The sequence below is a fragment of the Acinetobacter sp. ANC_7513 genome, from assembly GCF_056779915.1.
The window spans coordinates 111559-125843 of the sequence record NZ_JBWYIW010000005.1 but is presented as its reverse complement, the minus strand read 5'-3'; the positions used below and the strand labels follow the sequence as shown (position 1 = coordinate 125843).

At 40.9% G+C, this 14285-nt stretch carries 13 protein-coding genes and 4 tRNA genes; 13 read left to right on the top strand and 4 right to left on the bottom strand.

Annotated features, from left to right (window positions below; genetic code table 11):
• Positions 1 to 148 precede the first annotated feature (148 nt).
• From ppnP to AC1M9B_RS07805, 3 genes are all read left to right on the top strand, one after another.
• Entirely contained in the window at positions 149 to 472 is a 324-nt protein-coding gene (gene ppnP / locus AC1M9B_RS07815; RefSeq protein WP_092766653.1) for a pyrimidine/purine nucleoside phosphorylase, read from the top strand.
• Between the two features lie 136 nt (positions 473 to 608).
• Entirely contained in the window at positions 609 to 1355 is a 747-nt protein-coding gene (rlmB, locus tag AC1M9B_RS07810) for a 23S rRNA (guanosine(2251)-2'-O)-methyltransferase RlmB (protein ID WP_035266007.1), read from the top strand.
• A 6-nt stretch (positions 1356 to 1361) separates the two neighbouring features.
• The gene (locus AC1M9B_RS07805; protein ID WP_481608907.1) at positions 1362 to 2288 is read left to right on the top strand and encodes a DMT family transporter; all 927 of its coding nucleotides are present in this window, start codon (positions 1362 to 1364) and stop codon (positions 2286 to 2288) included.
• 16 nt (positions 2289 to 2304) lie between these two features.
• On the opposite strand, the gene coaE is transcribed toward AC1M9B_RS07805, so the two are convergent.
• Genes coaE through pilB form a run of 4 tightly spaced genes read right to left on the bottom strand, consistent with a single transcriptional unit; the run spans position 2305 to position 6765 of the window.
• A complete protein-coding gene (coaE, locus tag AC1M9B_RS07800; protein WP_481608906.1) occupies positions 2305 to 2907 on the bottom strand; it encodes a dephospho-CoA kinase in 603 nt (200 codons plus the stop codon).
• Positions 2908 to 2948: 41 nt separating this feature from the next.
• The gene (locus tag AC1M9B_RS07795) at positions 2949 to 3809 is read right to left on the bottom strand and encodes a prepilin peptidase (RefSeq protein ID WP_481608905.1); all 861 of its coding nucleotides are present in this window, start codon (positions 3807 to 3809) and stop codon (positions 2949 to 2951) included.
• Positions 3809 to 5035, bottom strand: a complete 1227-nt coding sequence (locus tag AC1M9B_RS07790; RefSeq protein WP_481608904.1) for a type II secretion system F family protein — start codon at positions 5033 to 5035, stop codon at positions 3809 to 3811. Before AC1M9B_RS07790 ends, AC1M9B_RS07795 begins: the two co-directional genes overlap by 1 nt.
• A 20-nt stretch (positions 5036 to 5055) precedes the next feature.
• Complete coding sequence (gene pilB, locus AC1M9B_RS07785) at positions 5056 to 6765, bottom strand: type IV-A pilus assembly ATPase PilB (protein ID WP_481608903.1); 1710 nt, start codon at positions 6763 to 6765, stop codon at positions 5056 to 5058.
• A 261-nt stretch (positions 6766 to 7026) separates the two neighbouring features.
• Here pilB and tpiA point away from each other — a divergent pair, with 261 nt between their 5' ends.
• The 10 genes from tpiA to AC1M9B_RS07735 all read left to right on the top strand — a co-directional run bounded on the left by tpiA (position 7027) and on the right by AC1M9B_RS07735 (position 14134).
• A complete protein-coding gene (tpiA, locus tag AC1M9B_RS07780; protein ID WP_035266016.1) occupies positions 7027 to 7818 on the top strand; it encodes a triose-phosphate isomerase in 792 nt (263 codons plus the stop codon).
• 13 nt (positions 7819 to 7831) lie between these two features.
• Entirely contained in the window at positions 7832 to 8161 is a 330-nt protein-coding gene (gene secG, locus AC1M9B_RS07775; protein WP_035266018.1) for a preprotein translocase subunit SecG, read from the top strand.
• A gap of 53 nt (positions 8162 to 8214) precedes the next feature.
• Positions 8215 to 8299 (top strand) — tRNA-Leu (locus tag AC1M9B_RS07770).
• A 48-nt stretch (positions 8300 to 8347) separates the two neighbouring features.
• A tRNA-Met gene (locus AC1M9B_RS07765) sits at positions 8348 to 8424 on the top strand.
• An 81-nt stretch (positions 8425 to 8505) separates the two neighbouring features.
• Positions 8506 to 8582, top strand: a tRNA-Met gene (locus AC1M9B_RS07760).
• Between the two features lie 91 nt (positions 8583 to 8673).
• Positions 8674 to 8750, top strand: a tRNA-Met gene (locus AC1M9B_RS07755).
• 202 nt (positions 8751 to 8952) lie between these two features.
• On the top strand, positions 8953 to 9477 hold the full coding sequence (gene rimP, locus AC1M9B_RS07750; protein ID WP_035266019.1) for a ribosome maturation factor RimP: 525 nt from the start codon (positions 8953 to 8955) through the stop codon (positions 9475 to 9477).
• Between the two features lie 39 nt (positions 9478 to 9516).
• Positions 9517 to 11001, top strand: a complete 1485-nt coding sequence (nusA, locus tag AC1M9B_RS07745) for a transcription termination factor NusA (RefSeq protein WP_035266021.1) — start codon at positions 9517 to 9519, stop codon at positions 10999 to 11001.
• Positions 11002 to 11015: 14 nt separating this feature from the next.
• The gene (infB, locus tag AC1M9B_RS07740) at positions 11016 to 13730 is read left to right on the top strand and encodes a translation initiation factor IF-2 (protein WP_180028666.1); all 2715 of its coding nucleotides are present in this window, start codon (positions 11016 to 11018) and stop codon (positions 13728 to 13730) included.
• Positions 13730 to 14134, top strand: coding sequence for a ribosome-binding factor A (locus tag AC1M9B_RS07735; protein ID WP_035266025.1), 405 nt, complete (start codon positions 13730 to 13732; stop codon positions 14132 to 14134). Before infB ends, AC1M9B_RS07735 begins: the two co-directional genes overlap by 1 nt.
• Positions 14135 to 14285: the final 151 nt, after the last annotated feature.

The following is a 14285-nucleotide window of genomic DNA, read 5'->3' as shown; positions in this document are numbered from 1 at the left end:
AGAAATCAAAAAAATCTTTAAATTTCATCAATAGGGAACAAAAGTTGCTTATAAAAACCATTGCAAAACACTGATTGATTAGTTGCTCGAGCGCAATTAAACTACGGCAATTAAAATTTATAAAATGCGCATTATTTGGAGAATACGCATGTCATCACAATTTGATCATGTATCTGTTGTAAAAAAATCAAATGTTTATTTTGGCGGGACGTGTATTAGCCACACTGTTCAATTTGAAGACGGTACGAAAAAAACACTTGGGGTTATTCTACCGACGGAACAACCGCTTACTTTTGAAACACATGTACCAGAGCGTATGGAAATTATTTCTGGTGAATGTCGTGTCACAATTGCAGACAATGAAGAACATGAGCTTTTCCGTGCAGGGCAGTCGTTTTACGTGCCTGGTGAGAGCCGTTTCAAAATCGAAACAGATGACGTATTAGACTACGTTTGTCATTTCGAAGGTTAATTACCAAAAAAAAATTTGACCAACATTCAATGGTCAAATCGGTTAAACTATTCGCTATATAAAATCCTGTAAAGTTGGCTTTGCGGGATTTTTCTTTTCTATATTATTGTATTGTCTTAGTGAGTTGAGGTCGTTCATGGCTAAACCCGAATATTATTATGGCGTTCATTCTGTGGAGTCATTGTTGGAGTTAGAACCTGAACGCGTTTTGACTCTATTTGCACTAAAAGGTCGTGAAGATCAACGTTTAAAACGTATTTTTGAGTTGGCTGAACCTTTCGGAATTAGTATTCAAAAAGCGAGCCGAGACAGCCTTGAAAAACTGGCTGGACAACCTTTTCATCAAGGTGTCGTTGCTGCAGTTCGTCCTCATCCAACGCTGAATGAAAATGATCTTGAGCAATTAATCAAAAGTACAGACAATGTTTTTTTACTGGCGCTTGACCAAGTGACGGACCCGCATAATTTGGGTGCGTGTATTCGAACTGCGGCAGCCATGGGCGTACACGCGGTTGTTGTTCCTCGTGATCGTTCTGCGAGCTTAACACCAACGGCTCGTAAGGTTGCTGCTGGTGGTGCAGAGAAAGTTAAATTTATCCAAGTGACGAATTTGGCTCGTACTTTAGCTAAAATCAAAGATGATTTTAATGTTCGAGTGATTGGCACGATGTTAGATGAGCATGCTCTACCTATTCACGAATGTGATTTGACTGGTCCTGTCGCAGTGATTATGGGTGCTGAAGATACTGGTTTAAGACCGATTACTCAGGCGCAATGCGATCACAAAGTTTATATTCCAATGAGTGGCAATTTACAAAGTTTGAATGTGAGTGTGGCGACAGGCATGGCACTTTACGAAGCGTGTAGACAACGTCAAGCCTAATTTGAGATGGCACTTTCAGATCGAGCCCAAGGCTATTTTTTTCTTATTACTACCATGTGCATCTGGGGGGGATTTACCCTCACTGCACGATTAAATGCGCTATGGCACATCAATACGTGGGACATTGTGGCACTGCGTTTTTCACTGGCTTTTTTGATCTTAATGCCGATTTTACTTTATCGTAGAGACGCCTCTTTTTTACTTAAAAAAGAACCATTTATTTTGGCAATGATTGGTGGTGTGATCTATTGTTTGTTGGCTTATAGCGCATTTCACTATGCACCGACTGCGCATGCTGCAATTTTTCTCAATGGTTGTATTCCTATTTGTACTGCCATCGTGGCTTTTATATTGATGAAGCAGGCTTTTGATCGTCATACATGGGCAAGTTTGCTCATTATGATCACCGTGCTCGGTATTATGAGTCTCCTGATGTATCGTGAATCAGGCATTCCTTTTGGTGCTGGTGATGGATTATTCTTCTTGAGCGCCATTTTTTGGGCAATATTTACCGTATTACTGCGTAAATTCCAACTGAGTGCATGGCAGGCGATGTGTGGAGTTGCCATCTGGTCAGCCGTGATTTATGTACCCATTTACGTGTTATTTTTACCCAAAGATCTTAGTACTCCTGAGCCTCAGCATTTACTGTTTCAGACAATATTTCATGGCATATTCGTGGTCATTATTGCAACTTTAACTTATGTGGAAGCGATTAAAAGACTCGGGGCTTTTAAAGCAGGGAGCATTACCAATTTAGCGCCTTTTTTAGCTGCAATTTTGGCAGTGCCTTTGTTAAATGAACCTTTAAGTATTGCGATGTTATTTGGGTTGTTGGGTATGGCGATAGGCGCATTACAACCATGGCGATGGCTGGGTCGCCAAGATGCACTAAGCCAAAAACTTGAGCAACAAAAAAAGCAGTCTTCTTAGACTGCTTTTTTAAAATCTAAGCTTGTTGTGTAATATCGAGATAATATTGGTGTTTTACTGCGAGTTGTTGATAGAGATGATCAAGTTCACCATCATTAATAACAACATCGTCTGCATGTTTTAATTTTTCTTCACGAGACATTTGCGCACTCATTATTTTTTTAATTTGCTCAATGTCTTGATGATCACGTTGCGAAGCACGCAAGATTTGTAATTCTGTGGATGCATCGATCAGTAAAGTACGTTGAGTAAGTTGGTGTTGATTGGTTTCAAATAAGAGTGGGGAAACTAAAATGGCATAAGGACTGGTCGCCCGTTGTAGTTGTTCAATAATCGATAGGCGAATTGCAGGATGCGTAATATTTTCTAATATCTTTCTAGCTTCAGGATGTTTGAAAATATGGTCTCTTAACGCTCTGCGGTCGAGTGCGCCATCTTCCAATAGCACCCAATCCCCAAAATGATCTTTAATTTTTTGTAGTGCAGGTTTTCCAATTTCAACCACTTCACGTGCTACGATATCTGCATCAACAACAGTAATACCTTGTGTTTCAAACCACTGACTTGCAGCAGTTTTTCCACTTCCAATACCACCTGTTAAGCCCAAAATAAAGCGCATGTAAAAAACCTTGTAATTATCATAATGGGGCTTATTTTAGCTTAACCCCCTAAATAAACCTTCATAATTTCGTTACCCCATAAGAATGCAATCCATCCAGCAATCGCAATATAAGGTCCAAAAGCAAAGGGCTGATTTTCTTTTTTGACTTTCATCAAAATGATGCCGATGATTGCACCGACTAAGGATGAAAGTAGGACAATGAGCGGTAATAAAAATGGACCCATCCATGCACCAAGCGCGGCCAGTAATTTGAAGTCGCCATATCCCATTCCTTGTTTGCCTGTCACGATTTTAAATAGATAGTACACCACCCATAAACAGAGGAAACCAATCAAATATCCCCAAATTGCGGAGGTAGGTGAGGTGTAGAGTGCATAGCTATTTACCGCTAAACCAAGTGCAGCCAAGGGGAGAGTATATCGATCGGGTAAAAGTTGTGTATCGAAGTCGATGAATGTGAGTGCGATCAGTGTCCACGTTAAAATTAAGCCAAAAAGCATTTGTAGGCTTGGACCAAATACCGCGACGACCACTAATGAGCAAACAGCAGTCAAAACTTCTACCAGTGGATAACGAATACCAATCGGATTTTCACATTCACCACATTTTCCACGTAAAAATAACCAACTTATCACGGGGATATTTTGATACCAACGAATAGGTGTTTTACATTTTGGGCAGGTCGATGCAGGTTTACTTAGCGTGAGCTTATCTTCATCAATTATGGCTTGGTCGGGATGTAAAAACATCTGACAGTCTTGACGCCATTCTTGCTCCATCATTTTAGGTGTGCGGTAAATGACAACATTTAAAAAACTGCCGACACATAAGCTGATGATTCCCACAGTTAAATAGAGTGCTGTAGGCGATTGAATTAAATACGCAATTATTTCGTTCATTACACCACAGAACCCATTTGGAAGATTGGAAGATACATTGCGATGACTAAGCCGCCGACCAAGACACCTAGAATGGCCATAATCAAAGGCTCCATCATGGAGGTTAAGCCATCGACAGCATTGTCGACTTCACTTTCATAATGGGTTGCAACCTTATCTAGCATAGCATCGAGTGAACCCGATTCTTCACCAATTGCTACCATTTGCACAGCCATAGATGGGAATAAATTGGTCGAGCGCATAGCGAAATTAAGTTGTTGACCAGTCGCAACGTCGTCACGAATACGCATAACTGCTTGCTCATATACCACGTTATTCGTTGCACCAGCTGTTGATTGGAGTGCATCGATTAAAGGGACGCCGGCAGCAAATGTGGTTGAAAGTGTACGGCTATAACGTGCGATAATTGCTTTATAAACCAAATCACCAAAAATAGGCAGCCTTAAAGCCGTGCGATCTAATGCATCCGCAAATTTTTGACTACGTTTTTTGGCTTCAATAAAGCCGATAATGGTCAGCGCGATACCAATAATTAAAATAAACCAATATTTTTGCACCCACTCAGACATTGCCACTACGAGTTGCGTGAACGCAGGTAAGTCTGCGCCAAATGAGCTAAACATCTCAGAGAAGACAGGAACCACTTTGACCATCAAAATAATGGTCACAATAATTGCAACCACAATGACAGCAATTGGATACTTCATCGCTTTTTTAATTTTTTGTTTGAGAACTTCACTTTTTTCTTTATAAATCGCAACTCGATCGAGCATGGTTTCAAGCGCACCTGATTGCTCACCTGATTCTACCAATGAGCAGAATAACTGATCAAAATGCTGAGGATATTTGCGTAGTGCACCTGCAAAAGTATTACCACCTTCGACCTCAGTTTTAATACCCAAAACCACTTCACGCATTGCAGGATTATCTAGGCCTTCTGCAACAATTTCAAAGCTTTGAACAAGTGGTACACCTGCTTTCATCATGGTGGCAAGCTGACGCGTAAAGATGGTGATGTCCAAAGTAGACACTTTCTTCTTCATTAAGCCTTCAAGAATATTCTTGCGCTTCTCGCGGATACTACGCACCGTAATGCCTTGTTTGCGGAGCATGACTTTTGCAAGTTGAATATTACGCGCAGGCATTTCACCTTTAACTTTGGTTCCCTTGCGATCCACGCCGTCATATACAAACGTTGGCATCATCTGTGCTTTTTTCACCGCCATAATGATTTCCTTATTTTTAATTATTCACTGGTCACACGATTCACTTCTTGTAAAGAAGTGAGTCCGTTCATGACCTTAATTAAGCCCGAACGTCGAAGATTCTTAAACCCCAGTCTTTCAGATGCAGCTGCAATCTCTAATGCATTGCCATCATCCATAATAATCTTCGAAATTTCAGGTGTCACTTTCATGACTTCATAAATACCGACACGTCCTTTATAACCATCACGGCACTCAGGACAACCGACAGGTTGATAAATTTTAAAATCTGGATCTGCTAAATCCTGTTCTGTGAATCCCATTTCTAACAAACTTGGTTTAGGAATTTCAGCAGGTACTTTACAGTGTACACACAGTCGTCTAGCAAGTCGTTGAGCAATGACGAGATTCACCGAAGTTGCAATATTAAAAGAGGGAACCCCCATATTGCGCAAACGGGTTAAGGTTTCAGGAGCACTATTGGTATGAAGTGTAGACATCACCATGTGGCCTGTTTGTGCTGCCTTAATTGCAATTTCAGCTGTTTCGAGATCTCGAATCTCCCCGACCATAATAATATCAGGATCTTGACGCAGGAATGATTTCAATGCGACTGAGAAGCTTAAGCCCACTTTATAGTTGACGTTGACCTGATTAATGCCTTCTAAGTTAATTTCTACGGGATCTTCTGCTGTAGAGATGTTGGCATTTTCAGTATTTAAAATATTCAATCCTGTATAAAGCGATACTGTTTTACCAGAACCTGTTGGACCCGTAATCAGTAACATGCCTTGAGGCTTCTCAAGTGCCTCAAGAAATAAAGCTTTCTGATCTTCTTCATAACCTAATGCATCAATACCAAGCATTGCACTAGACGGATCCAAAATACGTAATACGATTTTTTCACCAAATAAGGTTGGCAATGAGTTAACACGAAAATCAATCGCTTTAGTACGAGATAATTTAAGCTTAATACGGCCATCTTGCGGAATACGCTTTTCTGAAATATCCATTTGAGACATAACTTTCAAGCGTGAAGCTAATCGATTCGCGAGTTGCAATGGTGGATTTGCAACAGTTCTTAAAACACCATCAACGCGGTATCGAACTCGGTACGTTTTTTCATAAGGTTCGAAGTGTAAATCTGATGCACCCATGCGAATGGCGTCAACCAAAAGCTTGTTGATGTACTTAACAATCGGGGAATCATCACCTGAAGGACCATCATCGTTATTATTTTGCGGTGTATCGTTCTCGACCACGTTAACGTCAAGATCTTCATCACCGAAATTGAAATTCTCATTTTCAGAAAAATGCTTTTCGATCAGTTTTTCAAGTTTATTATGTTCTACAGTAATAGGAACGACGTTTAATTTACTATTAAATCGAATTGCTTCCAATGCTTCGATATCTGTAGGATCACTCGTCGCTACAAATAAAGATATACCTCTTTGATACAAAGGTAAGATTACATGTTTTGTAACAAGATTTTCTGCAACGATATCTTTGGGTAGTAACTCAACATTATATGCATCTAAATCGAACAATGGCTCCCCAAACTCTTGAGCAACCATTTCAGCAATCGTATTTGCTCGTATTTTGAGATGTTCAACGAGGTAAGGTACTAATTTTTGATGAGATTTTTTTGAATTAATAATAGCATTTTGCATTTGCTGGGAGGTCAAAATGCCTTCATCAACCAAACGACGACTTAACCCAGAAAATTTTGGCCCACTTTGATCTAAAGTCATCCCCAATACGCCTTAAATTCATTTTATAATTCGAATATTAAAATTATACGGTTATAAGTAGAAAATTCTATACTTAAAATCATTAATATTATCCGAAAACTATGAAAAAATTGAATTTTTTCACTTATTCTGTTGGATATTGTGTCTTATGTTGTCTTTTTTTAAAGAATTCTAGGTGCTGAATCTGTATCCATTGAATTTTTACGTTAATTTTTTAAAATCCGTGTAGAATGTGCGCATTTTTGATAGAAGGTTAGATCTATGTCGGGTTCGACAATTACTCCGTGGGTTGTAGGCAATTGGAAAATGAACCCAATGCAGGCTAACACGCAACAGCTTTTAGCTGATTTGAAACAACAGCTTGAGCAAGCTTCAATCGCTCATGATGTTTGTAAAATTGGTGTTGCGCCAACTTTATTGGCTTTACTCCAAGTAAAAAATGAACTTGCAACAGATGCTCATGAAGTGTTTGTGGTCGCTCAAGATGTATCACGTATTGCGGGTACTGGTGCATTTACAGGTGAAGTTAGCGCAGATCTTTTAAAGGATAGCCAAGTCGATTATGTATTAATTGGACATTCTGAACGTCGTGAAATATTTAATGACACGCCTGCGATTCTTAATGAAAAAATAAAAAATGCTTTAGCTGCTAACTTACATATCATCTATTGTGTGGGTGAAAGCCTTGAACAGCGTGAAAGTGGGCAAGCTGAGCAAGTGGTGTTACAACAAATTTGTGACATTGCAGGTGTTGTGAATCCAGAGCAATGGGTGCATATTACCGTCGCCTACGAGCCAATTTGGGCAATTGGAACTGGTAAAACAGCTTCCCCGGATGATGCACAAGCAATGCATGCTAAAATTCGTGAAGGATTGAGTCAAATTACACCTGAAGGTCAAAACATAGCAATTCTTTATGGTGGTAGTGTAAAACCTGAGAATGCTGTTGAATTGGCAGCATGCCCTGATATCAATGGTGCCCTCGTAGGCGGTGCATCACTCAATGCAGAATCATTTGTTCAAATTGCGCAAGCATTTGCCCAATCAAAATAATTAGGAGTTCATCATGCAATCTTTTGTACTGGTGCTACACATCATTTTAGCGTTATTGATGATTATTTTAATTCTAGTACAGCATGGTAAAGGTGCAGATGCAGGTGCGTCTTTTGGCGGTGGCGGTGCAGCGACTGTATTCGGCGCTTCTGGTTCTGGTAACTTCTTAACTCGTTTAACCGGGATACTTACTGCTTTATTCTTTATCACAAGTATTAGCTTGGCTTACTTTGCGAAGCAGCAAACGACAGATGCTTATGGTTTGAAAACGATTAACACAACTGAGCAAGTTGATCAAAAATCGCCTGAAACTTCATCAACTGCACCAAAACCAGCTGAATAATTGAATATTTCGCTTTCAATTTTTCATTGAAACCACTAGAATGCGTCACAGCTGCGGTGGTGGTGGAATTGGTAGACACGCTACCTTGAGGTGGTAGTGCTTTCGGGCGTGGGGGTTCAAGTCCCCCCTTCCGCACCAACTTATAATCCAGAAGTTTAAGTTGGTGTTTGCAGCAAAATCTGTTGATGCGGGATGGAGCAGTCTGGTAGCTCGTCGGGCTCATAACCCGAAGGTCGTTGGTTCAAATCCAGCTCCCGCTACCAATCAATCCTATAATTAAGATGCAAACTTAAAATAGGCAACTTAAACAAAGTTTGAGTTGAGATATACTTTTTGCACGTTGATGCGGGATGGAGCAGTCTGGTAGCTCGTCGGGCTCATAACCCGAAGGTCGTTGGTTCAAATCCAGCTCCCGCTACCACTTTTGATTAAGGTGCAACTTAATCAAGTCTAATTAGAAAGTTTTTCTGATTGAAAAATGATTCAAATTTAGATATAATTTTGCACGTTGATGCGGGATGGAGCAGTCTGGTAGCTCGTCGGGCTCATAACCCGAAGGTCGTTGGTTCAAATCCAGCTCCCGCTACCAAGTTTCTAAAGAGGCTCACAACTAGGTGGGCCTTTTTGCACAGTGGGCATTGCTTTTCTGTGCAATAATGGGGGCGAATGCGCCCTTTTTTGTTATCTATCGTGTAGTGTGGACATCAATTGGTCAAATAATCATGCTATCACTATAGTTAGTCTGTGTCGGTCTGTTGGCCGATTGAATCGCACATAAATGACGAGAGTAAATGAAGTTATCAAATAAAACCCAAGCATTGTATGAACTGATCGCACCCGCTGTTGAGGCGTGCGATGTTGAACTATGGGGTTTAGAATTTACACCTCAGGGTAAGCGTTCGCTAGTACGTATCTACATTGACAAGCCTGAAGATCCAAACAAAGAACCTGTTATTTCCGAAGACGGTGAAATTGATCTTGGTCGTGGTGTGGGTGTGCAAGATTGTGTACGTGTTACCCAACAAGTTGGTGCAATCCTCGATGTTCATGATCCAATTTCTGGTGAATATGCATTAGAAGTTTCATCACCAGGTTGGGATCGCACTTTCTTTAAACTTGAACAGATGCAAGCATATATTGGTCAACAAGTTGCTTTACGTTTGATTTCTGCAGTGGATAACCGCCGTAAATTCCAAGCGAAACTGGTTGCTGTAGATGTAGAAAATGAAATGATCCAAGTTGAAGTTGAAAAGCAACAAGTGCTCGAGATCGATAGTCACAATATCGATAAGGCCAACTTGATCTACCAAGACTAAATTAATCTTAACTAAAAGAATTTGAATAGTAGGTGACTTATGGGCCGTGAAATTCTTACCGTTGCTGAGACGGTTAGTAATGAAAAAGGTGTTAGTCGTGAAGCGATTTTCGAAGCGCTCGAGCAAGCTCTAGTTGCTGCAACGAAGAAAAAATTCTACGAAGGCACAAATTCTGAAGAAGCACAGTTGCGCGTTGAAATCGATCGTAAGACTGGTGAATACCGTACTTTCCGTCAATGGACTGTAGTAGCAGATGAAGATCATGAAATGCCTGCATGCCAAGACGCGATTTCTGATGTAGACCCAGCGAAATGGTCAATCGGTGATGTGCGTGAGCTTGAAGTAGAATCAATTGAATTTGGTCGTATTGCAGCTCAAATTGCGAAGCAAGTTATTGTTCAGAAAATTCGTGAAGCTGAACGCGCGCTTATTGCAGATGCATATGAATCTAAAGTTGGTGAGTTAATTTACGGTGAAGTAAAGAAACAAACTAAAGATGGTTTCATCATTGACCTCGGTGAGAATGCGGAAGCATATCTTGCACGTGAAGAAATGATCGCAAAAGAAATTTTACGTCCTAAACAGCGTGTAAATGCGATTTTATTTAACGTAAACCGTGAAGGTCGTGGTGCGCAGCTACAACTTTCTCGTGCTAAGCCAGAAATGTTAATGGCATTGATGAAAAAAGAAATTCCAGAAATTTCTGAAGAAATCATCGAAATTAAAGCTGCTGCACGTCAACCGGGTGTTCGTGCTAAAATTGCAGTGAAAACGAACGATCATCGTATTGATCCAGTTGGTGCATGTATTGGTATGCGTGGAACACGTATTCAAGCTGTACAGCAAGAATTGAACGGTGAGCGTATTGATGTTGTAGTTTGGTCAGATGATCCAGCTCAATATATCGCAAGTGCTTTAGAGCCAGCAGATGTATCGGGTATTGTGATTGATGAAGAAGAACGCACAGCAGATATTATTTTTGCTACAAGCGATCAATTGGCGCGTGCAATTGGTTCTCAAGGTCAAAACGTACGTTTAGCTTCTGAGTTAACTGGTTATAAGCTCAATATGATGCTTGAAGAAGAGTACCGTGCTCGTCAACAAAATGAAGCACAGCAATATCTCGATATGTTTGTAGGTCGTCTTGATATTGAAGAAGACCTTGCGATGGCATTGGTAGAAATGGGCTTTACTTCACTTGAAGAGATTGCTTACGTTCCAGCTGAAACATTTGATGAAATCGAATTAGATGCAGAAACGGTTGAGCTTTTACAAAGCCGTGCGAAAGAAGTTGCATTAGCAGATGCACTGAAAGAGCAAGAAAATATTCAAGAACCGAGCGAAGAGCTTCTAGCGATGGAAGGAATGAGTTCAGAGCTTGCTTATGCATTAGCGGCTCGCGGTGTAATCACAGTAGATGATTTAGCAGATCAGGCAACTGATGATATCTCTGATATCGAAGGTTTAGGTGCTGAGAAAGCAGGTCAATTGATCATGAAAGCACGTGAATCATGGTTTAATTAACGAGGAGGTCATACATGACGGATAAGTCAATTAAAGAGTTAGCAGTCAGCGTAGGTCTTCCAGTTGAAAAACTATTAGATCAGGTGCGAGATGCTGGGTTGCCTCAATCTAAGGCAGAAGACACAATCTCAGTAGAACAGCAAGACCGTTTAGTCGCTCATTTGAAAAAAGCGCATGGGCAAGACAGCGGCAGCGCAGGAAAAATCACGTTGAAACGTAAAACTACGAGTACTGCAAAAGTAGCAAGTACATCAGGTAAAGCTAAAACTATTAACGTAGAAGTTCGTAAGAAGCATACGTTCACTAAGCCAGATCCTGAACAAATTAAAGCTGAAGCATTGGCAAAAGCAAAAGCTGAAACTGAAGCAAAAGCACAGCAAAAAGTTGAAGTTAAACCAGTTCAAGCTGAAGAGAAGGCGCAACCTGCAGTAAGTAAAGCGAAAGCGAACTTAGATGCAATGCGTGCTGCAGCGAAACAATCGAGTGAGAAGCAAGAAGTTGCTAAAGCTGCGGTTGTGGTTAAGCGCAAGTCAACAAATAAACCGATTGTTAAACAAGCAACTAAGCCAACTGAAACTGCAGAACAGAAAAAAGCACGTGAAGCTGAAGCTGCTAAATTAAAAGCAGTTGAAGAAGCAGCACGTCGTAAAGCAGCTGAAGAAGCACAACAACGTACGCTTGAACAAATGCGTCAGATGGCTTCTAAGTACTCTAATGAAGATGCAACTGCAACGATTCGTGTGGTCGATGATTCTCCATTGGCTGCTGGTCTTGTTGGTCAAGCATACGAAGATTCATTTGCGAAAGAAGACCGTGACATTAAGCGTGGTAATAACACACCAGGTGCACGTTCTCCTAAGAAAGGTGGTCGTCGTGGTCAAGAAGAGCAATCTTTCCGTGACAACTCTCATAAACGTGGTTTGAAATCAAGCCAAGCTAATAAACATGGTTTCGAGAAGCCAGTTAAAAAGCAAGTTTATGATGTTGAAATCGGTGCAACTATTGTTGTTGCTGACCTTGCTGCAAAAATGGCGATTAAGGTTCGTGAAGTAATTAAAACACTCATGAAAATGGGTGAGCTTGTCACTCAAAACCAATCAATTGACCAAGATACAGCAGTTCTAGTGGTTGAAGAAATGGGTCATAACCCAGTTCTAGTATCAGATACTCAAGCAGAAGATAACTTACTTGAAGCGGCTGAAGAAGCACGTGGTGCACAAACAACGCGTCCACCAGTGGTTACTATCATGGGTCACGTTGACCATGGTAAGACATCGCTTCTTGATCGTATTCGTCGTGCGAAAGTAGCGCAAGGTGAAGCGGGCGGTATTACACAGCATATCGGTGCTTATCACGTTACAACGGATAAAGGTATTATCACTTTCTTAGATACTCCGGGACACGCAGCATTTACTGCGATGCGTTCACGTGGTGCGAAAGCAACTGATATCGTTGTATTGGTGGTCGCAGCTGATGATGGTGTTATGCCACAAACAGCGGAAGCGATTGACCATGCTCGTGCAGCAGGTACGCCAATCATTGTTGCAATCAACAAGATGGATAAAGAATCTGCTGATCCAGATCGCGTATTGAATGAATTGACAACTAAAGAAATCGTGCCTGAGCAATGGGGTGGTGATGTCCCTGTCGCGATGGTTTCTGCGCACACCGGTGCAGGTATTGATGAACTTCTTGACTTGATCTTGATTCAATCTGAACTTCTAGAGCTTAAAGCTTCTGAAGAAGGTGCGGCACAAGGTGTTGTAATCGAAGCACGTGTTGATAAAGGCCGTGGTGCGGTTACTTCGATTCTTGTTCAAAATGGTACATTAAAAGTAGGTGACCTTGTTCTAGCTGGTGCATCTTACGGTCGTGTACGTGCGATGACTGATGAAAATGGTCAACGTATTAAGTCTGCAGGTCCATCGATTCCAGTTGAAATCTTAGGTCTTCCAGAAGCGCCAATGGCAGGTGACGAAGTTCTTGTTGTAAATGATGAGAAGAAAGCACGTGAAGTGGCTGATGCGCGTATGGATCGTGAACGTCAAAAACGTTTAGAGCGTCAATCTGCAATGCGTCTTGAAAACTTAATGGCTTCAATGGGCAAAAAAGATGTGCCGATTGTGAATGTAGTTCTGAAGACAGATGTTCGCGGTACATTGGAAGCGCTTCATGTTGCATTGGCTGAACTTTCAACTGATGAAGTGAAAGTGCGTGTCATTGGTTCAGGTGTTGGTGCGATTACTGAGTCTGATGTCACACTTGCAGAATCTTCAGAAGCATTCTTATTAGGCTTTAACGTTCGTGCAGATAATACAGCGCGCCAAAAAGCTGACGCAGATGGTATCGACATCCGTTACTACTCAATCATTTACCAATTGATTGATGATGTGAAAGATGCAATGAGTGGTAAGCTTGCACCAGAACATCGTGAAACAATTCTTGGTGTGGCTGAAGTACGTGAAGTATTCCACTCAAGTAAATTTGGTGCGGCAGCAGGTTGTATGGTTCTTGAAGGCTTATTACACCGTAACAAACCAATTCGTGTCTTACGTGATGACGTGGTTGTGTTCCAAGGTGAACTCGAATCACTTCGCCGTTATAAAGAAGTGGTTGAAGAAGTTCGTGCTGGTATGGAATGTGGTCTTGCGGTCAAAGGCTATAAAGACATCAAAGTGCTCGATAAAATCGAAGTCTATGATGTTCAATTAATTAAACGGAGTCTTTAATGGCGGGTAGTCAACGTCTTAAGCGTATGGCGGACACGGTTCAGCGAGAATTGTCTGAACTCATCCGTCAGGAGCTGAAAGATCCACGCTTAGGTGGTCTTGTGACCATCTCAGCGGTGAAAGTGAGCCCAGATTTAGGCTATGCTGAAGTTTATGTCACTGTCATGGGGCGTGAACTTGGTGATGAGCAAAGTGAAGCAGCAAATAAAGATACTCTAGATGTTTTAAATAAAGCATCAGGTTTTCTGCGTCATGAGCTGAGTCGTCGTATTAAGACACGTATCACACCTCGTTTACGTTTCCATTATGATAAAACTAATGCATACGGAAACTACATGTTTGGTCTAATTGCTGAAGCTGTGAAGGACTTACCTCCAGCTGACGATAAAAAAGACGAAGAGTAATTTCAAACAAAAAGCCACCTTAGGGTGGCTTTTTTTATCTTAATGTTTTTATATAAATTAAAGCCATAAAATAAATGCTACATTCAATTTTGAATTTGCGTATACAATATTTTTAATTAAACAAATACAAATAAATAATGAGGTTGATGTC

Bases quoted from the DNA above. Each gene is read 5' to 3' on its own strand.
- secG (WP_035266018.1), top strand. From the start codon at position 7,832: ATGCAATCTTTTGTACTGGTGCTACACATCATTTTAGCGTTATTGATG.
- pilB (WP_481608903.1), bottom strand. From the start codon at position 6,765: ATGACTTTAGATCAAAGTGGGCCAAAATTTTCTGGGTTAAGTCGTCGT.
- rlmB (WP_035266007.1), top strand. From the start codon at position 609: ATGGCTAAACCCGAATATTATTATGGCGTTCATTCTGTGGAGTCATTG.
- AC1M9B_RS07795 (WP_481608905.1), bottom strand. From the start codon at position 3,809: ATGAACGAAATAATTGCGTATTTAATTCAATCGCCTACAGCACTCTAT.
- tpiA (WP_035266016.1), top strand. From the start codon at position 7,027: ATGTCGGGTTCGACAATTACTCCGTGGGTTGTAGGCAATTGGAAAATG.
- rimP (WP_035266019.1), top strand. From the start codon at position 8,953: ATGAAGTTATCAAATAAAACCCAAGCATTGTATGAACTGATCGCACCC.
- AC1M9B_RS07735 (WP_035266025.1), top strand. From the start codon at position 13,730: ATGGCGGGTAGTCAACGTCTTAAGCGTATGGCGGACACGGTTCAGCGA.
- coaE (WP_481608906.1), bottom strand. From the start codon at position 2,907: ATGCGCTTTATTTTGGGCTTAACAGGTGGTATTGGAAGTGGAAAAACT.
- nusA (WP_035266021.1), top strand. From the start codon at position 9,517: ATGGGCCGTGAAATTCTTACCGTTGCTGAGACGGTTAGTAATGAAAAA.
- AC1M9B_RS07805 (WP_481608907.1), top strand. From the start codon at position 1,362: ATGGCACTTTCAGATCGAGCCCAAGGCTATTTTTTTCTTATTACTACC.
- AC1M9B_RS07790 (WP_481608904.1), bottom strand. From the start codon at position 5,035: ATGGCGGTGAAAAAAGCACAGATGATGCCAACGTTTGTATATGACGGC.
- infB (WP_180028666.1), top strand. From the start codon at position 11,016: ATGACGGATAAGTCAATTAAAGAGTTAGCAGTCAGCGTAGGTCTTCCA.
- ppnP (WP_092766653.1), top strand. From the start codon at position 149: ATGTCATCACAATTTGATCATGTATCTGTTGTAAAAAAATCAAATGTT.